Source organism: Methylomonas rosea (assembly GCF_024505055.1).
GTDB lineage: Bacteria > Pseudomonadota > Gammaproteobacteria > Methylococcales > Methylomonadaceae > Methylomonas > Methylomonas rosea.
The window spans coordinates 1-20,004 of the sequence record NZ_JANIBL010000029.1 but is presented as its reverse complement, the minus strand read 5'-3'; the positions used below and the strand labels follow the sequence as shown (position 1 = coordinate 20,004).

At 50.6% G+C, this 20,004-nt stretch carries 23 protein-coding genes; 13 read left to right on the top strand and 10 right to left on the bottom strand.

Features of this window, described 5'->3' with window-relative positions:
• The first annotated feature begins 4 nt into the window (after nucleotides 1–4).
• From NP589_RS10675 to tssJ, 6 genes are all read left to right on the top strand, one after another.
• Entirely contained in the window at nucleotides 5–529 is a 525-nt protein-coding gene (locus NP589_RS10675; RefSeq protein ID WP_256606964.1) for a hypothetical protein, read from the top strand.
• A gap of 61 nt (nucleotides 530–590) precedes the next feature.
• Nucleotides 591–1,415: an RHS repeat-associated core domain-containing protein gene (locus NP589_RS10670; protein WP_256606963.1), complete on the top strand. Its 825-nt coding sequence runs from the start codon at nucleotides 591–593 to the stop codon at nucleotides 1,413–1,415.
• Entirely contained in the window at nucleotides 1,396–1,785 is a 390-nt protein-coding gene (locus NP589_RS21750) for an Imm50 family immunity protein (protein ID WP_371929665.1), read from the top strand. Before NP589_RS10670 ends, NP589_RS21750 begins: the two co-directional genes overlap by 20 nt.
• On the top strand, nucleotides 1,778–2,404 hold the full coding sequence (locus NP589_RS10665; protein WP_256606962.1) for a hypothetical protein: 627 nt from the start codon (nucleotides 1,778–1,780) through the stop codon (nucleotides 2,402–2,404). The genes NP589_RS21750 and NP589_RS10665 overlap by 8 nt, the downstream gene beginning before the upstream one ends.
• Nucleotides 2,405–2,588: 184 nt before the next feature.
• Nucleotides 2,589–3,014, top strand: coding sequence for an RHS repeat domain-containing protein (locus tag NP589_RS10660; protein WP_443190257.1), 426 nt, complete (start codon nucleotides 2,589–2,591; stop codon nucleotides 3,012–3,014).
• A gap of 122 nt (nucleotides 3,015–3,136) precedes the next feature.
• Entirely contained in the window at nucleotides 3,137–3,643 is a 507-nt protein-coding gene (tssJ, locus tag NP589_RS10655) for a type VI secretion system lipoprotein TssJ (RefSeq protein WP_256606961.1), read from the top strand.
• Between the two features lie 62 nt (nucleotides 3,644–3,705).
• Here the strand turns inward: tssJ and NP589_RS10650 are convergent, their stop codons facing one another.
• The 8 genes from NP589_RS10650 to hemB all read right to left on the bottom strand — a co-directional run bounded on the left by NP589_RS10650 (nucleotide 3,706) and on the right by hemB (nucleotide 12,590).
• Nucleotides 3,706–3,993: a hypothetical protein gene (locus tag NP589_RS10650; protein ID WP_256606960.1), complete on the bottom strand. Its 288-nt coding sequence runs from the start codon at nucleotides 3,991–3,993 to the stop codon at nucleotides 3,706–3,708.
• A gap of 59 nt (nucleotides 3,994–4,052) precedes the next feature.
• Nucleotides 4,053–6,092: an oligopeptidase A gene (gene prlC / locus NP589_RS10645; RefSeq protein ID WP_256606959.1), complete on the bottom strand. Its 2,040-nt coding sequence runs from the start codon at nucleotides 6,090–6,092 to the stop codon at nucleotides 4,053–4,055.
• 34 nt (nucleotides 6,093–6,126) lie between these two features.
• Complete coding sequence (locus NP589_RS10640) at nucleotides 6,127–7,491, bottom strand: HDOD domain-containing protein (RefSeq protein ID WP_256606958.1); 1,365 nt, start codon at nucleotides 7,489–7,491, stop codon at nucleotides 6,127–6,129.
• Between the two features lies 1 nt (nucleotide 7,492).
• Entirely contained in the window at nucleotides 7,493–8,782 is a 1,290-nt protein-coding gene (locus tag NP589_RS10635) for an HDOD domain-containing protein (RefSeq protein ID WP_256606957.1), read from the bottom strand.
• Nucleotides 8,783–8,786: 4 nt separating this feature from the next.
• On the bottom strand, nucleotides 8,787–10,067 hold the full coding sequence (locus tag NP589_RS10630) for an HDOD domain-containing protein (RefSeq protein WP_256606956.1): 1,281 nt from the start codon (nucleotides 10,065–10,067) through the stop codon (nucleotides 8,787–8,789).
• Between the two features lie 73 nt (nucleotides 10,068–10,140).
• Complete coding sequence (gene aroE / locus NP589_RS10625) at nucleotides 10,141–10,989, bottom strand: shikimate dehydrogenase (protein WP_256606955.1); 849 nt, start codon at nucleotides 10,987–10,989, stop codon at nucleotides 10,141–10,143.
• The gene (locus NP589_RS10620; protein ID WP_256606954.1) at nucleotides 10,976–11,551 is read right to left on the bottom strand and encodes a hypothetical protein; all 576 of its coding nucleotides are present in this window, start codon (nucleotides 11,549–11,551) and stop codon (nucleotides 10,976–10,978) included. The genes aroE and NP589_RS10620 overlap by 14 nt, the downstream gene beginning before the upstream one ends.
• A gap of 22 nt (nucleotides 11,552–11,573) precedes the next feature.
• Nucleotides 11,574–12,590 (bottom strand): porphobilinogen synthase, encoded by a 1,017-nt coding sequence (gene hemB, locus NP589_RS10615; RefSeq protein ID WP_256606953.1) that lies wholly within the window; start codon nucleotides 12,588–12,590, stop codon nucleotides 11,574–11,576.
• Between the two features lie 139 nt (nucleotides 12,591–12,729).
• Between hemB and NP589_RS10610 the strand changes: the two genes are divergently transcribed.
• The 4 genes from NP589_RS10610 to NP589_RS10595 all read left to right on the top strand — a co-directional run bounded on the left by NP589_RS10610 (nucleotide 12,730) and on the right by NP589_RS10595 (nucleotide 15,595).
• Nucleotides 12,730–13,377 (top strand): MlaC/ttg2D family ABC transporter substrate-binding protein, encoded by a 648-nt coding sequence (locus NP589_RS10610; RefSeq protein WP_231886626.1) that lies wholly within the window; start codon nucleotides 12,730–12,732, stop codon nucleotides 13,375–13,377.
• 61 nt (nucleotides 13,378–13,438) lie between these two features.
• The gene (gene cmoA, locus NP589_RS10605; protein ID WP_256606952.1) at nucleotides 13,439–14,170 is read left to right on the top strand and encodes a carboxy-S-adenosyl-L-methionine synthase CmoA; all 732 of its coding nucleotides are present in this window, start codon (nucleotides 13,439–13,441) and stop codon (nucleotides 14,168–14,170) included.
• The gene (gene cmoB / locus NP589_RS10600; protein ID WP_256606951.1) at nucleotides 14,167–15,138 is read left to right on the top strand and encodes a tRNA 5-methoxyuridine(34)/uridine 5-oxyacetic acid(34) synthase CmoB; all 972 of its coding nucleotides are present in this window, start codon (nucleotides 14,167–14,169) and stop codon (nucleotides 15,136–15,138) included. Before cmoA ends, cmoB begins: the two co-directional genes overlap by 4 nt.
• Before the next feature lie 130 nt (nucleotides 15,139–15,268).
• The gene (locus tag NP589_RS10595; protein WP_064037583.1) at nucleotides 15,269–15,595 is read left to right on the top strand and encodes a ComEA family DNA-binding protein; all 327 of its coding nucleotides are present in this window, start codon (nucleotides 15,269–15,271) and stop codon (nucleotides 15,593–15,595) included.
• A 95-nt stretch (nucleotides 15,596–15,690) separates the two neighbouring features.
• Here NP589_RS10595 and NP589_RS10590 read toward each other — a convergent pair whose 3' ends face one another.
• Together NP589_RS10590 and thpR are read right to left on the bottom strand one after the other, a co-directional pair.
• Nucleotides 15,691–16,038 (bottom strand): phenylpyruvate tautomerase MIF-related protein, encoded by a 348-nt coding sequence (locus NP589_RS10590; protein ID WP_256606950.1) that lies wholly within the window; start codon nucleotides 16,036–16,038, stop codon nucleotides 15,691–15,693.
• Between the two features lie 2 nt (nucleotides 16,039–16,040).
• On the bottom strand, nucleotides 16,041–16,568 hold the full coding sequence (gene thpR, locus NP589_RS10585) for an RNA 2',3'-cyclic phosphodiesterase (RefSeq protein WP_256606949.1): 528 nt from the start codon (nucleotides 16,566–16,568) through the stop codon (nucleotides 16,041–16,043).
• A 432-nt stretch (nucleotides 16,569–17,000) separates the two neighbouring features.
• On the opposite strand from thpR, the gene hxlA reads away from it, so the two are divergent.
• The 3 genes from hxlA to tkt form a co-directional block, all read left to right on the top strand.
• Nucleotides 17,001–17,648 carry a 3-hexulose-6-phosphate synthase gene (gene hxlA, locus NP589_RS10580; protein ID WP_033159179.1) on the top strand — a complete coding sequence of 216 codons (648 nt, stop codon included), beginning with the start codon at nucleotides 17,001–17,003 and terminating at the stop codon, nucleotides 17,646–17,648.
• A gap of 3 nt (nucleotides 17,649–17,651) precedes the next feature.
• On the top strand, nucleotides 17,652–18,185 hold the full coding sequence (gene hxlB, locus NP589_RS10575; RefSeq protein ID WP_020483686.1) for a 6-phospho-3-hexuloisomerase: 534 nt from the start codon (nucleotides 17,652–17,654) through the stop codon (nucleotides 18,183–18,185).
• A gap of 202 nt (nucleotides 18,186–18,387) precedes the next feature.
• A partial coding sequence (gene tkt, locus NP589_RS10570; protein WP_256606948.1) for a transketolase occupies nucleotides 18,388–20,004 on the top strand: 1,617 nt, incomplete at its 3' end.

Below are 20,004 nucleotides of genomic sequence, written 5' to 3'. Positions count from 1 at the left end.
GTATATGGGAAGTCTATCTATACAGTTCCATGCGTTACCGGAAGAAGTTAACGACATGGTTATGGCAATAAGGTCTCTGGAAGGTTTAAATATAACATTAATGGGGGGAACGCCTTTTCGTGCCGAAGCTTGGGACGGTAGAAGTCTCGCATTTGAAAATGCAGGCGAAATCAGCTTGGGTTTTACACTTTATCCTGTCGACTTAAGTTGTGTAAGTCGCTACGACTTTGTAATCCAGAACCCAAATGCGTTAGTTCTCGATGTTGGACAGTTGACCAAAGAAGGGCTCAAACGATCTTGGTTGTCATGCAAGACTGATGATGAAGTTTCGTTGTCGAAGTGGAAAGAATTCGCCACGATCATTAAGAAAAAAACAAAGTGTGGTGCGGTAGCAATAAATCCTCAAAGCGGCGAAACATCGGTAATGAAGAGCCATCGATATACCGATGGCGCGCTAAAGTTATTCCAATCGGGTATTGATATGTTACCAGTGGGCGGTATTGCTCGTATTCAGTTAGGAAACGTTTAACAGCCTATTTAGGTTCAATTGGCGCTGATTCTTCATCCGTTACTGGTAAAACGACAATCGCTTGGTTCGCGCTGACAACCCGCAAGGCATCGCCCAATATCGCTTCGATGCCCTAAGCCTGCGCAGTCACACCTATCTGTTTGAATCCGGTAGCTTCCGGCCCTTGGCGCTGCACGAACAGGACAACACCCAAACCGGCGGAAACACCTACCACTACCACCTGGATCATCTTGGCACCCCTCGGGAATTAACCGACAGCCAAGGCCAAATCGTCTGGTCCGCCCGCTACCGCGCCTACGGCAACCTGGCTTTGGCCGACGTCGAAGCCATCGACAACCCGCTACGCTTTCAAGGCCAATATTTCGACGCCGAAACCGGTTTGCACTACAACCTGAACCGGTATTACGATCCGAATGCGGGGCGGTTTATTCATCAGGATCCGATAGGATTAGAAGGCGGGGCTAACGTTTATCGTTATACACAGGATCCGGTAAATTGGATTGATCCAACAGGGTTCACGGCTAAGGATTGCCGTTTGCCTGGTAGAAGCGGGGCGTTAAATGAGGCAAAGCGTGACTTAGGAATACCTCGATCCCAACATCCTGAGTCGGTCAGTCGGGTTCCAATGACTAAAAGTGACGGTAGTTGGATTGTCGGTGAAAATGGGAAGCCTATAATGACCAGAGAATATACGTATAAGCGACCTGATGGTTCTAGTGTTGTCATCCAGGATCACTATGCTGGGCATCAGTTCGGTGAGGGAGGTATAGGTGATCAGGGTGCGCATTTCAATGTAAGGCCGCCTGAAAATACCAGGACAGGGTCTGTACCTGGACAAAACAACATTATTTATTTAATAGATAGTTATGTGGACTCAATATGTTAGCGAAACAACGGGGTTGGCTACGGTTTATTCCGGCACAGTTCCCGCTTTAGAAAGGCTCAATTTGCATGAGGTTTGTCTTCAGAGAGATGGGCCTAGTGTCTTGCTACGGTTTGATTTAAATAAATTTCCGGTCAGCCCTCCAAAAAAATGGGTTAGTCAGGGATTCAATACGGTACAGATCAGTTTGCGGTTGCTAGGGGTTGATGATATTCAGCTCAGCGGTTGGTCGTCGAATTGTTTTATTGATATAAATCTTACGAGAAATGATGGACGGATTAGGTTGAATACCATTAACGGACCTTTGTTGATGGAAGTGACAGCAGACTTAGTGTTGTTGAACTCGATCTCAGCATATTGTAATGGTGTCTGACCAATTGATCGGCGGGTTGAAGAATGTAAAACCAGGTGATTTGTTCTATATCCCAGCTATTAATAAGGCGGAGGATTATGGTTTTGTTATAGCTCGATACATAGAGCTTATTCCTACGAATATCGGTCATTTGATCGAGGTGTTTGAGAAGTTTTATTTGGTGCCGCCGACAGATATTGAAAATGTCGACACCAGTCGACGATTATTCAGGCCAATTATGTGTTCGCTTAGATTCGCTGAAATTCCAAGATGGAAAGTGCTATTCAGTGATACTGGCTACGATAGAAGTGAATCCAATTATGAAAATATTACTTTTGCTTTTCATAATGATCTTTGGATTGGAGGAAAAGAAAAAATCAAGCCTGCCTATAGTGCCCAGTTGAAGGAGTTTGAGGATTCTACCTGTTGGAGAATGTTCCACATTATATTTCGGGTCAATGCACATCTGGCAGGTATCTTTGGTCCAGATGAGTCATATGATTATCATCGCGTACCGACAAGCTTACGCTTGGATAATGCTGCCGCGAAAGAAAAGGTAATTGCCTTAGCGGAAGCACTGGACAAAAAATTTAAACTTTGGGAGAAGGAGGCGAAAACACAATTACCTCGCAAGGCTTAATCCATTCAGTTCACTTAGATATTTTTTTAGCATTAGCATAGTCGTAGGAATTGAAACGCACTGATTCGCTGCAACGTTCTGAATCAGAAAGCTTCGCCCGTTTCTGGCCGGCAACCTGATCGAATGTAAACGCGGCGACGCCAGCCAAATCGTCACTCGCTACCAATACGATGGCGACAATCGTTTGATCCGAGCGCAAACCCCGCAAGGGACCAGCGAATACCGCTACGACGCGCTGGGCCGGCGCATCGCCAAGCACACTGCACAAGGCGAAACCCGGTTCCAATACGACGGCCCGCGCCTGCTGACGGAAACCGATTGCCAGCGCAGCCGCACCTATCTATTCGAACCCGGCAGTTTCCGGCCCTTGGCGCTGCACGAACAGGACAACACCCAAGCCGGCGACACTACCTACCACTATCACCTGGATCATCTCGGCACCCCGCGGGAACTCACCGACAACCAATGCCAAATCGTCTGGTCCGCCCGCTACCGCGCCTACGGCAATTTGGCCTTGGCGGATGTCGAGGAAATCGACAACCCACCACGCTTTCAAGGCCGGTACTTCGAAGCCGAAACCGGCTTGCACTACAACTTCAACCGGTATTAGGAGCCCGAATCACTTTATAAAGTTCGAATTCCTCGGTTATTCGAATCTTCAAGCGAATCCTTACGCCAGCCCCTTTGACTATGGCAGAATGTGCGTAATTAAGTTTTTAAAGGGATGATCGTATGTTGTTAGTCAGATTACTGCCAATTTTGTTTGTCGCGCTGCTGGCTTCGTGTGCCGAGGCGCCTGAGCAACCTGCTCCGCCGCCGCCAACGGTCGTCGAGCTAACGCTAAACAGCACCGTCTCAATCAATCCCGACGCCGACGGTAAGGCGTCGCCGGTGGTGTTAAGAATCTATGAGTTACGAGAGCAAAGCGGTTTTAACGGTGCCGATTTTTTTGCCATATTCGATAAAGAGCAGGCAACTTTGGGCGCGGATTTGGTACGCAAGCAAGAGTTGGTGTTAAAACCCGGCGAGAATAAAGCCTTGCGGATCGAACCAGCTGCCGATACCCGGATACTGGGTTTTTTCGCGGCTTTTCGTAAACTGGATAATGCCGGCTGGCGCACGTTGACCGAGTTGAAGGCGCATCAGAACAATGCGGTTGTACTGAAACTGGATGCGAATGCTTTAACCGTCACCAATACGCCAACCGAGCCACCGCCCGCAGTACCTAAGGAAGACTAACCGGGGAGAAAGTTGCGGGACTATGGGTTGCCAAATCCTTAGTCCCTGATCGTTGAAAGTGCTTAAAAAATCGGCACGACCAGCACAAACACGAACGCTACTACCGTCCAAATCACGATCTTGGTTTTTAAAGAGGTGTGGTGCCACAGAGTTTTCAGTTCATCTCGCATAGCTTGGGAGCGTTCTTCGGCGGCGCGAATGCGTTTAAACGCGCCTTTTAGCGTCTGGCTTTCCTGTTTTTGCTGTTCTTCATACAGCAGTTCGTCGAGCTGGGAATAGAACACATCGCAATGCGGACACTTAAACTCCTCGCCCAATCTGGGCTGGCCGCATTGCGGGCAGTTTTTCATGATAACTCCTTAGAAACTCGCTTACCTTGATGGCCCCATCAAGGCAATGCGGGAAAAATTTACGCAGCGATACCGTTATGTCTGAGCAGGGCGTCGATATTGGGTTCGCGGCCGCGGAAGTTTTTGAATAAGGTCATCGCATCGCTGCTGCCGCCTTGTTCCAGGATGTTGTGCAAAAACGCCGCACCGGTGGTTTGGTCGAAGATGCCTTTTTCCTCGAACAAAGAAAACGCGTCCGCCGACAGCACTTCCGCCCATTTGTAGCTGTAATAACCGGCCGCGTAACCGCCGGCGAAAATATGCGAAAAGCTGTGGGCGAAACGGTTGAAGTCCGGGACCTTGACTACGGCCACTTGATCGCGCACCTGTTTCAGGATGCTGTAAATCTGGCCGCCCTTGGCCGGGTCGTAATCTTGGTGCATCTTGAAATCGAATAAGCTAAATTCCAATTGGCGCACCATCATCATGCCGGCTTGGAAGTTTTTCGCGGCCAGCATTTTGTCGTACAAGGCATCGGGCAGCGGTTCGCCGGTTTGGTAGTGACCGGAAATTAAACCTAGTGCTTCTTTTTCCCAGCACCAGTTTTCCATGAACTGGCTGGGTAGTTCCACCGCATCCCATTCGACGCCGTTGATGCCGGACACGCCGAGGTGGTCAATCTGAGTCAACATGTGGTGTAGGCCATGGCCAAACTCGTGAAACAGGGTTTCCACTTCGTCGTGTGTCAACAAGGCCGGGTCGTTGCCTGTGGGCGGCGTAAAGTTGCAGGTTAAATATGCGACGGGCGTTTGTAATGCGTCGCCGACTTTTTTCCGGCAGACACAATCGTCCATCCAGGCGCCGCCGCGCTTTTTGGCGCGGGCGTAGAGGTCCAGGAAGAAGCGGCCGCGCAACTGGCCGTTTTTATCCAGGATTTGGTAAAAGCGCGCGTCAGGGTGCCAGGTGTCGAAATCTTTGATTTCACTGATTTGCAAGCCGTAGAGATTTTCGACTATGGCAAACAGACCGGGCACGACCTTGCTGTCGGGGAAATAGGCTTTTACTTCTTCCTGCGACAGTTGATAGAAATGCTGACGCATTTTTTCCGAGTAATAACCGATGTCCCAGGCTTGCAAGTCGCTCAGGCCGTGTTCGGCGGCGGCAAACTCTTTTAGTTCGGTCAAATCGCGGCGGGCCTGGCGCCAGGATTTGTCGGCCAGGTCTTCCAAAAACTTCACGACGTCGTCGGTGGATTTGGCCATTTTGGTGGCCAGCGAATATTCGGCGTAGTTGTTAAATCCCAGCAGTTGGGCTTTTTCGTGGCGCAAGGCCAGAATTTGCTCCATGATCTCCGAGTTATCCCATTGCCCTGCGTGTGGGCCTTGGTCGGAGGCGCGGGTGCAAAAGGCTTCGTAATGCTCGCGGCGCAGTTCGCGGTTGTCGGCGTAGGTCATTACCGCCAGATAGGATGGGAATTGCAGATTAATCAGCCAACCCTCCTTGCCTTCTGCTTCTGCGGCTTGTTTGGCTTGTGCCAGGGCCGATTCCGGCAGGCCCGCCAAGTCGGCGATATGGGTAATCTGTTTGTGCCAGGCATTGGTGGCATCCAGCAAATTTTCTTCGTACTGGCTGGCCAGTTTGGATAATTGTTGGTTGATGTCTTTGTAGCGAGCCTGCTTATCGGCCGGCAAGTCTACGCCAGACAAATGAAAATCGCGCATGTCATTATTGACGATTTTTTGCTGGGCACGGTCGAGTTCGGCAAAGTCGGCGCTGTCGTGGATGGCCTGATAAGCCTCGTATAAAGCCCGGTTCTGGCCGGTTTCGGTGGCATATTCGCTGAGTTTGCCCAGGCAGGCGTTGTAGGCGTCGCGCATTGCTTCGCTGTTGACCACCGAATTCATGTGGCTGACCGGCGACCAGGCTTTGTTGAGGCGGTCTTCGGCTGCTTCTATAGGCTCGATTAGATTTTGCCAGGTGTAAGGGCCGCCGGCTTCCAGCTGGCGTGCGATGATTTGCCGGGCGTCGCTCAGCAACTGATTGATCGCAGGTTCTACGTGTTCGGGCAGAATTTTGGAAAATTGCGGCAGTTCGGTGTTTTCTAGCAAGGGATTGGTCATGTCGGCAGCCAGTCTGATATGAATATCGGGATGATTAGGATAATAAATGCATTGCGGCGTTAACCCGGTTTTGGGCTTTTTTCAACACCATCAAGGAAAAATCGGGGTTCAGTTTACCGTGATTTAGTTTGCTGTAAGACGGAATCGAGTTGATATAGGGCAGGTCGCGGGCATTGCCGGAACCGAAATAACTGTGCAATTTGGCCAGAATGACGATGTCGGTCATTGTTAATTCAGAACCGCTATCATAAAGCCAGTTTTCTGCTTGATGCGGAATGTTGCCGAGTTGTTCGGGAAATCCCAAAGTATGCAGCATCAGCACGCCGACCGGGCCGCGCAAATAGGGCAGCGCGGTTTGTAGTTCCTGGAAGCTGGGGCCACCGTCGGGAAATTGTTCGGCAAAATGCAGCAAGGGAATCGCGCCGATGTCGGCAATCAAACCGCCCAGCAGGGCGTCTTCCGGGTTGATGTTGCTACACTCCTGTGCCAGCACGAAGCTTAAACTTGAGACATACAGGCTGTTTTTCCATAATGATTGCATGCCTTTCATCAGTTCCGGGTCGGTGCAGCTGAATAACTGTTTCATGCTGATGCCCATCACCAGATTGCGCGTGGCATTCAGGCCGATACGGGCCACCGCGTCATGGCAATTGTTGATCGATATTTCTGTGGCATACAAGGGGCTGTTCGCCACCTGGATTAATTTCGCCACGATAGGCGGGTCCAACTGAATAATCTCCGCAGCCCCACGGATACCGATGTCTTTTTGCACCGCATCTTTCAGCTTCAGTGCTACATCAGGCAAGGAAGGTAGGCGTAGTTTGTTTTCCCGATAGGCTTGGGCGAAGCTGTTGAAGAAGCGGCTGCCGTTAATCGGCTCCGGCAGTTGAATATCGATCAATTCCACGCAATTGGCGCTTTCCTGGCTTTTATCCGTCCACAAGCGGTTCAGTTCGATAGGGATTTCCAAAATACGCACATCGCTGAGCGCCGTGGCGGTAGCGCCGCAACGGCTACCGCTGTTCAGCGGCAGATTGGCTAGCGTGGAATCGGCGTCGATTTGGTAGCGGCTATCGCTGTCCGGTTGCATGGACAGTTGTCCCGCCAGCAAATACAGTACGCTGCTAGTCGATTGCCCCAAGGAAAAAATAATAGCCCCTTTGGCGTAGGTCAAACTGAGATGCGGTAATGAGCTTAGGGCTGCGTCGTCAAGATCGCGTAAGGGAGCGAATTTTTTCAGCTGCGCTACTGTGAGGGCTTGCCGATGTGTGGCGCTGGGTTTGGATACTGCGCTGTCGGTTTGCTGACTAGACGGATTTTCAGCGGCAGATGTCACTGCTTTCGGGGTTGGCTTTTTGGCGGCGGTATTTTTTTCCAGTAGCTTGGAAAACCAGTTCATCTTATGTCCTGAAAAAGTTTATGGCCTCGGCAATTTGCTGTTTTGCGTCCTGTAGCGCTTTCAGCGACATGTCCGGCGTCAGTGCGCTATCGTCCAGTTTTTGAAAGGCAGGCAAGGTGTTTAACGGCGGTAGTTTTTGGGTATTGGCGCCACCGAGTTGGCTGTGAAATTTGGCTAACAAGACAACATCGTACAGTTGCAGGCCCTGGCCGTCGTCGAAGTACCAGTTTGTGGTATTGACGGGAATTTGCTGGAAACTATCGGGGAAATGCCATTTTTTCAAAATATAGGTGCCTAACAAACCTTGCAGGCAGGCGATGCTGGCCTGTAATTCTTCTTCGGTATACCGCGAAATGTCGATAGTTTCGGCAAAGGTGACAATCGGCAATGCGCCGATGTTGTGAATTAACCCGGCCAACAAGGCTTCGTCGGCTTTTACTTTTCGGGTAAGTCCGGCCAGCGTGTGGCTGAGGCTGGCAATCTGGATGCTTTGTTTCCAAAGGGTCTGAATAATGTTGTTCAGGTGTCGGTTGCGGCTTCTGAACAGCTGGTGCAGGCTGATGCTGGTGACCAGGTTTTGCGTGGTTTTAAAGCCTAGCCGATTCACTGCATCATGACTGCTGGTGATTGGGTTGCTGCCGCGGTAGATTGGGCTATTGGCTACCTGAATCAGTTTGGAGGATATAACGGGGTCCAGATTTAAAATCTTTACCGCATCGGCGATGCTGATGTCTTTTTGCAAGGCACTGCGCAAACGCAAGGCAACATCCGGTAGGCTGGGAACATGCAGATTGTCGGCTCTGAACGCATCGCAAAAGCTATCGAAAAAAAAGCTGTCTCGCAGCTTGGGCGGAATGCTCTCCGGGTTGATCAGCGGATTGTTGACAGGTTTGCTGCTGTGTTGCAAGTTGGACAGCGGCATGTAGATTATCTGGGTCGGTGATTTGGCGATCGCGCTGAAGGCGTGTTCGCCGGATGTTGCCAGCGGATAACAGGCTTTAAACGTATTGGCTTCGACCGTATAACCGGCGCCATTATTTGCTTCCAGATAGACGTTGCCGGTGTAGAGATAGCTTAATTGTTCAGCCTCGGCGCCGCGGTTAAATATGATGTCGCCGGGGTTGAAGTTTCGCATTGTCACCGGTATCGCCAACAAGTCCGCTGCCGGCAAGTCCCCCAGCGGGATGAGCTTTTGCAGGTAGCTCAACGGCAGTTGGTTGACAGTTTCTGCGGGGGGGCTGCTCTCGGTCGGCGTTTTATCCGGGGACTTCTTTAAAAATTTCCAGATCATGCGGCTAGGATGAAAAGATGCTCAATGCTTCGTGAATCTTGGTTTTGGCATCGTGTAGGATCGCCAGCGTATTCTCCGGAGACAAAGAGAAGTTTTTCAATTTGGCCGCCGCCGGAATTGCGGTAATCGCCGGCAGATCCGCGGTAGCTTTTTTGCCGATCAGGGCATGGAGTCTGGACAGGACCACTATATCGGTGACCGATAAGGTATCGCCGCTGTTTTGAAACCAGTCGCTGGACGATTTGGCCACGTCGATGAATTCTTCGGCAAAATCCCATTCTTTCAGTACTACGGCGCCAACCGGGCCTTTGATAATGGGCATGGCTTCCAGAATTTCGGCATCGTTATGGTATTCGGGAGGTAAGTTGGCGGTAAAACTCAGAAAGGGAATCACGCCGATGTCGCAAACCAGGCCGGCCAGTAAGGCGTTCTCCGGATTTTGCTGCAAGCTGTGGCTGGCCAGCACATGACACAGGCCGGACAGATAAAGGCTTTGCTTCCACAGCTCTTCCAAATGATTTTTAATCAGCGGCGATTTGCTTTTGAAAATCTGCTTCATACTCAGGGCCGTTACCAGGTTGCGCGTGGCATTCAAGCCGATACGCACGACAGCATCCTTACAGTTTTTCGCGGGTACGTTGGTCAGATAAAGCGGGCAGTTGGCGACTTCGATCAATTTGGCGGAGATGGCCGGATCCAGCTGGATGATCTTGACTGCTTCGTCGATGTTGACATCTCGTTGGATGGCTTTGCGCAAATTGATCGCTACTTCGGGCAATGAGGGAATTTCTATCTCGTGGTCGTTATTCTCGAAGTGTTCGACGAATAAGCTCAATAGCCGATTGTTATGCAATTCTTCCGGGATAGATAGCTTGCCGTGGTCCTGGCGGCTTGGCGTCAGCATGATTTTCAGGGATACCCGCAACAGGTCTATCTCGGTTTTTGCGGTGGCGGTGGCGGTGTGCTTGATACCGCTGCATATCGGGAATTTGGCTTGTGCGCTGCCCGCCGATATTTCATAGCTTTTGCCGTTGTGGTCGGCCAATATCACTGTGCCGCGCAACAAATACATTGCGCAAGTCGCTTGTTGATTGACGCTAAATAAAGTGCTGCCGACTTGCAGGGTTTCGACGTGATTCTCGGTAGAGAAAGTTTGTAATATCTCGTCGCTTAAATTCCTGATCGGGAATAACTGTTTTAGAGTTTCCGGCGTAATGCGTTGCCCATTGCGCTGCGGTTTGCCTTTAGCTTGGGATTTTTCAAAAAAAGCTCTAATTCCACTCATATTATTCCAGTAAACGTTAATGGCGGGCGGTTTGGGGAGATTGTTACCATGGACATCGCCCCGGTCAATAGTTTCATCCGTTCGTGTTGTTTAATTCTCTTTCGGCGTTTAACAGGCCAATTACGGGCGCGGTGTGCGGACGCACGCCTCTCCATATAAAGAAAGCTTCGGCGGCCTGTTCTACCAGCATGCCCAAGCCATCCAGGCTATGAGCAGCGTTATTCGTCAATCCCCAAGTCACAAATGCGGTGGCTTGGTTGGCATATGCCAGATCGTAGCAACTACCGCCCGCTTTCAATAGTGCGGCGGGCAAGGGCGGCAAATCGCCGCTGAGGCTGGCCGACGTGGCGTTGATGATCAAATCAAATTGTCGATCTATAAGACTAGCGTAATCGCAAGTTTGCACCTTACCCAGTGCGGCGAAATCGGCAGCGATAGCTTGCGCTTTGCCTATATTGCGATTGGCGATTATCAATGTGGATGGCTGCTGTTCCAGCAGGGGAGGGACGATGCCTCTGGTCGCGCCCCCCGCTCCCAGGATGAGAATCTTGACACCTTTCAGCTCGATGCCGTGGTTTACGGTCAAGTCGTTCAGCAAGCCGATGCCGTCGGTGTTGTCGCCCGAAATACTGCCATCCGCTTGGCGGGCTAAGGTATTAACGGCTTTTGCCAGACGGGCGCGTTCCGTCAGTTGATCGGCATATTGCCAAGCCAGCTCCTTGAGCGGAACGGTGCAATTCAGGCCTTTACCGCCTTCGGCGAAAAAATGGGTGGTCGCCGCTGTAAAATTTTCCGCAGACACCTCTCGGGCTGCATAGTCCATGAGTTGGCCGGTTTGTTCGGCAAATAATGTATGGATACGCGGTGATTTGCTGTGGCTGATCGGCTGGCCGAACACCGCATAATTATCAATTTTCATCATCGGTACTGTATTTACTGCGCCAATATTCCCAGAGGAAAGTGCAGGCTGTCACCAGCACGCCCAGTCCGATACTGATAGGCATAAAGTTCTCAAAATAGGCCACGATCAGCGCGCAGGTCGCGAGGAAAAAGCCGAGTAAGCTATATTGCCAGCCGATGCGTATGCCATCGAGCATCGTCGCCAAGGCCAGGATCAACAAAATCACCAGACTGGCGCTTCTGTCGGATAGCTGCTCGGATTTGTTAAGCAATGCGGCGGCAATCACGACAACCAGGGTGTGCAGCCAATGTAGACCTTGGGCTTTGACGATGTCGCCAAAGTCGTTTTCGTTGGTTTTGGTTTGTAGCCAGGACACGAAAATAGACAGAATGCCGAACACGATCACCATGAATAGCCAGTAGCCATAACCGTCGTGCGGGTTAAATTCGGTAATGGCGATGCCTAACAACGATAAAACGACCAGCAGGATAAATACCGCCTGTTCCAGGCCGAAGTAACGTCGGCGCTCTATAGGCGGATCGTCAGTCGAATTATTGTCATCAGGATCAAAGTCTTCGTTCATGCCGGGTCCGTTTGTTTGGTTGTTATTGTTGTTTTAGCCACTGGGCAGCGGATTTAGCGTAATAAGTCAATATCGCGTCGCAGCCGGCACGCTTAAATGCCAGCAGGGATTCCATCACCACTTGCTGTTCGTCGAGCCAGCCGTTTTGCGACGCCGCTTTCAGCATCGCATATTCGCCGCTGACCTGATAGGCGAAGGTCGGTACGCCGAATTGATCCTTGGCTCGGCGAATGATGTCCAGATAGGGCATACCGGGTTTGACCATGATCATATCGGCGCCTTCGTGCAAATCCAGCGCAATTTCCCGCAACGCTTCATCGGAATTGGCCGGATCCATTTGATAGCTGTATTTATTGCCGCCACCCAGATTCCCGGCCGAGCCAACCGCATCGCGGAACGGGCCGTAGAAGCTGGAGGCGTATTTGGCCGAATAGGCCAGTATTCGGGTGTTGATATGGCCATGGGATTCCAGCGCAGTTCTGATCGCGCCGATGCGGCCGTCCATCATGTCGGATGGGGCGACGATGTCGGCGCCGGCTTCGGCATGCGACAAGGCCTGTTTGCAGAGGACTTCGACGGTTTCGTCGTTGACTACGTAACCGTTGTCGTTCAGCAGTCCGTCTTGGCCGTGCGAGGTAAAAGGGTCCAGGGCTACGTCGGTGATTACCCCCAATTCCGGCAGCGCGTCTTTCAAGGCCCGAACGCAGCGTTGTGCCAAGCCGTCAGGGTTGTACGCTTCCTCCGCGCTCAATGACTTTTTGTCCGGTTCGGTCACCGGGAATAGGGCAATCGCCGGAACGCCGAGGTTGAATAATGATTCTGCTTCCTTGAGCAACAGGTCGGTGGATAGCCTGTTGACACCCGGCATGGACGCGACCGCTTCTTGTTTGTTATTGCCCTCGATAACAAATAGCGGGCAGATTAAGTCGTCGCTGCTTAAGCGATTTTCCCGCATCAGCCTTCGGGAAAATCCCTGATAACGCATCCGGCGCATCCGGGTGGCCGGGAAAAAGTCGTTAGGGTATGACATCTCTTCCATAGTAATATAGTGGGGTACTTGCCGGCCCAATGGGCTGGCTAGAATCTGGAGCCGGGTTAGTGCTTCGGCCTTTATTTTAGCAGTGTATCGAATGAAGGCGGTTGAAATTAGCCGGCGATACTTTTTTGAGATGGTTTTTATGAATATCAAACGTCATATGCATTTTATATTTGTAGTGGTTTTTAGCTTGTTTGCCAGCATGTTTTTGTCTTTGCCTGCTACGGCGGGGGATTTGAGCGAGCCGCAGCGCGCTATCGAGGATGCGTCCAACAAGTTGAAGCAGCGCTTGCAGGATCCTTCCTTTCCGCATGATTTCCAAAAAATCAATGCTTTCGTCCAGGAAGTCATTTATCCGAATGTGGATTTCGATCTGATTTCTTCGCTGGTGTTGGGGAAAATGTGGAAGGATGCTTCGCCAGCGGAAAAAGATAGCTTTAAAAAAGAGTTTCAGGTGTTGTTGATCAGAACCTATTCCCGTGCTTTTTTTGAGTTTAAAGATTGGTCCGTGCGGTTTTTGCCAATCACCCCGGAAGAAGACGAAAGAAAGGTACTGATCAAAACCGAAGTGCTGCAACCCGGTTTGCAACCAATTGCGGTTAACTATCGGATGCTAAATGTTAAAGGCCAATGGAAAGCCTATGACATCATGATCGAAGGCGTCAGTTTGGTGACTAACTACCGCACTAGCTTCAAAAACGAAGTAGAGCGTACGGGGTCTTTGCAGGAAGTCATTAACCAATTGGCTAAACGCAATACCGAAGCGTTAAATAGCAAGAATAATTCATAAGCTTTTCCCTTCTTAATGTTCCCGGCTGTGCCGATTAGGGTGGCCGGGAATCATCATCAGTATGCAATCCGCTAAAGACTCTCTGTACGCCAGTCCGCTGGGCGAAATCAGCGCATTTACCTTCGACGAAGCTGTCGTCAAAGTCTTTCCGGATATGATTCAGCGCTCGGTTCCCGGTTACAGCACTATCATCTCGGCTATCGGTTTATTGGCGGCACGTTTTGCCAAGGAAGATAGCGTTTGTTATGACTTGGGCTGCTCGTTGGGTGCGGCGACCTTAGCTATGCACCAGCAAATCAGGACTAAAAATTGCCGGATCGTCGCGGTGGATTGTTCGGCAGCAATGGTCGAGCAATGTCGGCAAAATCTGTCGGCTGCTTCCGAAGGAGCCGAGATAGAAATCATATGTGCGGATATTCGCGATATGGCGATTAGCAATGCCTCGGTGGTTGTGCTGAATTTTACCTTACAGTTTATTCCGTTGGCCGATCGTCAGGCATTTTTGGCCACTATCTATCGCGGTTTGTTGCCGGGCGGAATTTTGATTTTGTCGGAGAAGCTGGCGTTCGACGATGCTCGACAACAGGCTTTGCAGATCGATATGCATCACTTATTCAAAAAAGCTCATGGTTATAGTGAGCTGGAAATCAGCCAAAAGCGTAGCGCGTTGGAAAATGTGCTGATTCCGGAAACTTTTGCCGTGCATCAACAGCGCTTGAAAGTGGCGGGGTTCGCCAGCGCGGAAGTCTGGTTTCAATATTTCAACTTTGCTTCGATGATTGCGTTGAAATGACACTATACCAAGGTCTTTATCAAGCGTTGGCGGCGGCCGGCGACGAAGTCTGGGTAAGCGGTTTACCTGGGCAATTGGCGGCGGCTTTCGCGGATTCGTCGCATGGCGATTTGAAGCGCTGGCAACAGGCGGTAGACAAATTGCCGCAATTGACGCCGTCGAGTGTCGATTTACTGGATGGTGTCAGAATCGGTCGGGCTGAGGACATTTCCGACGAGATGCGGGCCGGTTTGCGCGAACAATTGATGCAATTGCATCCTTGGCGAAAAGGGCCGTATCGGATATTTGGCATCGACATTGATACCGAATGGCGTTCGGACTGGAAATGGGACAGGGTAAAAGAGCAGATCGCACCATTGCAAAATCGCTTGGTTTTGGATGTCGGTTGTGGTAATGGCTATCATTGTTGGCGCATGCTCGGTGCGGGAGCGAGATTGGTGGTTGGGATTGACCCAACGATGCTCAGCGTCATGCAGTTTCAGGCTATCCGTAAGTTGCACGGCGATGCGCCGATTTATCTATTGCCGTTGGGGATTGAAGATGTGCCGCCCAATATGGGTTTGTTCGATACGGTGTTCTCGATGGGGGTGTTGTATCACAGGCGTTCGCCTATCGATCATTTGCTGGAGTTGAAGGGCTGTTTGCGCTCTGGCGGCGAATTGATTTTGGAGACTCTGGTGGTCGAAGGCGATGCCGGGCAAGTCTTAGTGCCTGAGGGGCGTTATGCGCAAATGCGTAATGTTTGGTTTTTGCCTAGCTGCGCAGCATTGATGTTATGGATGCGCCGCTGCGGGTTTAAAAATATCCGCTTGGTAGATGTGTCCAAAACTTCAGTCGAAGAACAGCGTAGTACCGAATGGATGCGGTTTCATTCTTTAGCGGAATTTTTGGACCCGGATTCTTCTGATTTGACTTGCGAAGGCTTGCCAGCGCCGGTTCGCGCGGTGATTGTGGCTAACGTCGATTAGTCAGTTGATTTTTGTTTTTGAATTGTAAAATTCAAAGAACAGACTAAGATTGCCTAGCTTGCAAGGTCAGCCGATATACGTATGCGCTGATTAGTCCAGGCAATCACTAAAATCCAATCGGAGAAAATTCATGAAAAAGTTATTTGTACTTTTTATGCTGTGTTCTTTTGCCGTATTTGCCGAACCAATCAATATCAACCAAGCAGATGCTGAAACCATTTCCAAGGCCTTGACGGGAATAGGTCCGAAGAAGGCTGAGGCGGTGGTTCAATACCGCAAGGAGCATGGCGATTTTAAGACATTGAAAGACTTGGAAAATGTGTCAGGAATCGGTGAGAAAACCGTCCAACAGAATGAGAAGAATATTCTGTTTGGGGATTCTGCTCCCGCTGCTGCTGAAAAAATCGATAAGCCCGAGAAGCCGGAAAAACCCCAAGAGCCTAAAAAACCAAAATAAAGCGACTGAGTTGGTGTGCTTGAGTCTGGCGCGCCAACTCATCAGGTCTGTTTTGTCTGAAGTGCCCAGTCATATTTATTTGACGTCCGGGTTGTCTAGCCAAATGTCGAGCCGTTCCAACCCCAAAAATCAGCTGGACAGTTACTGAATTCGATATAAATCCGATCCTGAGGGATCGAAAATCGGGTATTAAGCAGTTGGCATATTGATGCGGACAAGTTTTTTGCTTGGCTACTGCTCAAGCCGATACTTTTACATTCCAGATATGCCAAGGGTGCTGCGCTGCCGGCAAACAACATGGCGTTGTTTTCCGCAATGCTAATCATGACGTATCGCTCCGGTTTGCCGGTTTCTTTGGACATTAGTTGCGATAGTTCGCCTAGCATTTTTGATTTTTGTTCGGTGTCTAGCGTAACGTTGGTATTGAGTTTTAAAAGAGGCATGATTAATCTCCTGCTTTGGGTTGGTAGCTTGCCGGCCAGCGTTCAATGATCCGGTATTCAACGCCATTGGCGCCTGAACAGGATTCTACCAAGCAGAATCCGTTTGATCGCCAAAGAATAGGGGCGAAATCGAGATCGATTACCGAATTGACCTTTTTGACTAAAGTGACATGCGGCTTAAATGGTCTGTCTTCGACAGCTATTCTTTGTCGCTTAGCTATGCTGGTTAAGTTTTCGTGCAATATCGACACGCTTTGATCGAATTGACTGGCGGTTAGGCATAGCACGCCAGGTTTTTTCCAGAAACTCAGGCGATCGAAAGTTAGCGTCATAAGTGGCGCTGGCAGTTTTCCGGCTTCCTTGGTGAGTACGGTCTGTTGTTCTGGATAAATACTTCCTAAAAACAACAGCGTGACATGCAAATTTGCCTCGCTAACCGGTTTTCCGGTCAGGTTTAATTTGCCGGTTAAAGTTGCACATTGTTGCTTGATGTTTTGTTCCGGCCATAAGGCAAAAAAGAGACGCTTCAAGCTGTCTTTCTCCGGTTGTTTTAAGTTGGAGGTATGACTTTTTCATATTTTCTATGCCAGGCAAAACACGCCTATTTGGGTGCCTCAAGCTGGCGGTCAAATCAATGGCGGCTGCCGTGTTGCTGGCAGGAAAGACAGTTAACCAAAAAATATCGAGATTTATCAGCTTGTAAGCTGTGAATCCTAAAATGGAAATACAATTTCGTTCGGTCTGCCTGCGAGTTTGTTCAGCCTAAGGTTACGCCGCGGAATTGTCTAGTAACAATTTGTCCTTACAATCTATAGGCTGCGCGGAGTTGCTAAGCATTGACATATATCCCATTTCTATCTTACAGTTACAAATGCATCACACGTACGTGACAAGCCTAGCGGGTTGTGGCAATTTGCAAGAATCGGCTATTACTAAAAATTAAAACTTTCGGAGCACATCACATGGCAAGACCATTAATTCAAATGGCGTTGGATTCACTGGATTTCAACCAAACAGTTGCATTGGCAGATCAAGTAGCACCCTATGTCGACATTTTTGAAATCGGCACTCCTTGCATTAAATACAACGGTATCAACCTGGTTAAAGAACTGAGACAACGTTACCCAGACAAATTGTTGTTGGTTGACTTGAAAACCATGGACGCTGGCGAATACGAAGCCGGTGCTTTCTATGCAGCTGGCGCCGATATCTGTACCGTGCTGGGCGTATCCGGTTTGGCCACTATCGCCGGCGTTATCAAAGCCGCGAAAAAACACGGCGCTGAAACTCAAATCGACTTGATCAACGTGGCTGACAAAGCAGACTGCGCAAGAGAGTCTGTCAAATTGGGCGCGCAAATCGTTGGTATTCACACAGGTCTGGACGCGCAAGCAGCAGGTCACACACCGTTTACTGATCTGAACGACATCGCTCGTTTGGGTCTGAATGTTCGCATCTCTGTTGCCGGCGGTATCAAACAAGCCACTGTACAACAAGTTGTTGAAGCTGGTGCGAACATCATCGTTGTCGGTGCGGCTATCTACGGCGCTCCTTCACCTGCTGAAGCTGCTCGTGAAATCCGTGAACTGGTTGATGCGGCGGCGGTATAAGTCATGCATCAGCAGTTAATTATTGACAAAATCTCAGGGATTCTGGAAGCGACACCCGACTCGCACGACAAAACCTTGGTCGACATGCTGGATCAAGCCAAGCGCATTTTTATATCGGGCGCTGGCCGTTCAAAGCTGGTCGGTAATTTCTTCGCGATGCGTTTGATGCACGGCGGCTACGATGTTAGCGTTGTTGGTGAAATCGTTACGCCAAGTATTAAAGCTGGCGATTTGTTGATCATTATTTCCGGCTCTGGTGAAACCGAGCAGTTGATAGCCTTTACCAAAAAGGCCAAAGAAGTCGGCGCAAAAATTGTGTTGATTTCGGCTAAGGACGATTCGACGATTGGCGACATGGCTGATGTCACTTTGCAAATCGGCAGATCTGAACAATACGGTAAAGTCAAAGGCATGCCTATGGGTACTGTGTTTGAATTGTCTACCCTGTTTTTCCTGGAAGCGACAATTTCGCATGTAATTCATGACAAAGGCATTGCAGAAGAAGAAATGAGATCAAGGCACGCCAACTTGGAATAACTTAGCGTGTGAACCTGTGGCCGGAGCGATTCGGTCACGGGTTTTTTACATTACATTCGGGTGTCAAGGCGATACCGATTCCAGCAGTCTGAATGAACGAGAGTGTGGTTTTGGTCTTCCTTGTATTTACCAGCCTCAGCCAGAGTGATATTTGAGTAATCAAATGTCGCAACTAAAATAACAAAATAAAAAGGAGACCAACATGCCTTCGCGCCGAGACTTAGCGAACGCCATCCGCGCACTCAGCATGGACGCCGTACAGAAAGCCAACTCAGGGCACCCAGGTGCGCCGATGGGGATGGCCGACATCGCAGAAGTATTGTGGAACGATTTTCTGCAACACAACCCCAGCAACCCCAAATGGCCTAACCGCGACCGCTTCATCCTGTCCAACGGTCACGGCTCCATGCTGATTTATTCCTTGCTGCATTTGGCCGGCTACAACCTGCTGATCGAAGAACTGAAACAGTTCCGCCAACTGCACTCGCAAACCCCCGGACACCCTGAATACGGCTACACCGACGGTGTTGAAACCACCACCGGTCCTCTGGGACAAGGTATCACCAATGCCGTGGGCTTTGCGCTGGCCGAACGTACCCTGGCCGGTCAATTCAACCGTCCCGGTCACGATATCGTCGACCACCACACCTACGTCTTCCTGGGTGACGGCTGCTTGATGGAAGGTATCTCCCACGAAGCCTGCTCCCTGGCCGGCTCCATGAAACTGGGCAAACTGATCGCCTTCTACGACGACAACAACATCTCCATCGATGGTGAAGTGCGTGGTCACGGCAACGTCGCAGGCTGGTTCCTGGACAACACCCCGCAACGTTTTGAAGCCTACGGCTGGCACGTGATTCCTAAAGTCGACGGTCACGACGCCGAGGCAGTGAAAGCCGCCATCGAAGCAGCGAAAAAAGTCACCGACAAACCGACCATCATCTGCTGCCAGACCACCATTGGTTTCGGTTCGCCGAACAAACAAGGCAAAGAAGAATGCCACGGTGCCGCTTTGGGTGAAGCCGAAATTGCCCTGACCCGTGAAAACCTGGGTTGGCCACATGCGCCGTTTGAAATCCCTGCCGACATCAAAGCCGGCTGGGACGCCAACGCCAAAGGTGCCCAACTGGAAAGCGCCTGGAACGCCAAATTTGCCGCCTACCAAGCCGCACATCCGGAACTGGCTGCCGAATTCGAACGTCGGGTCATCAAAAATGAACTGCCGGCTGATTGGGCGGAAAAATCCAGCGCCTTCATCGCCGCCGTCAACGAAAAAGGCGAAACCATCGCCAGCCGTAAAGCTTCGCAAAACACCCTGAACGGCTTTGGCCCGTTGCTGCCTGAACTGCTGGGCGGTTCCGCCGACTTGGCCGGTTCCAACCTGACCCTCTGGTCCGGCTGCAAAGATGTCAACCAGCCCGGCTTTGATGGCAACTACATCTACTACGGCGTGCGTGAGTTCGGCATGTCCGCCATCATGAACGGCCTGACCCTGCACGGCGGTTTCAAACCCTACGGCGCTACCTTCCTGATGTTCAGCGAATACGCCCGTAACGCCCTACGCATGGCCGCGTTGATGAAAATTCCGACCATCTTCGTCTACACCCACGACTCCATCGGCCTAGGCGAAGACGGCCCGACCCACCAACCCGTCGAACAAACCGCCACCCTGCGCATGATCCCCAACATGCAGGTCTGGCGTCCTTGCGACGCCGTTGAGTCGGCTGTGTGCTGGAAAGCGGCCATTGAACGTCAAGACGGACCGAGCACCCTGATCTTCTCCCGTCAAAATCTGCAACACATGGCGCGTAGCCAAGCC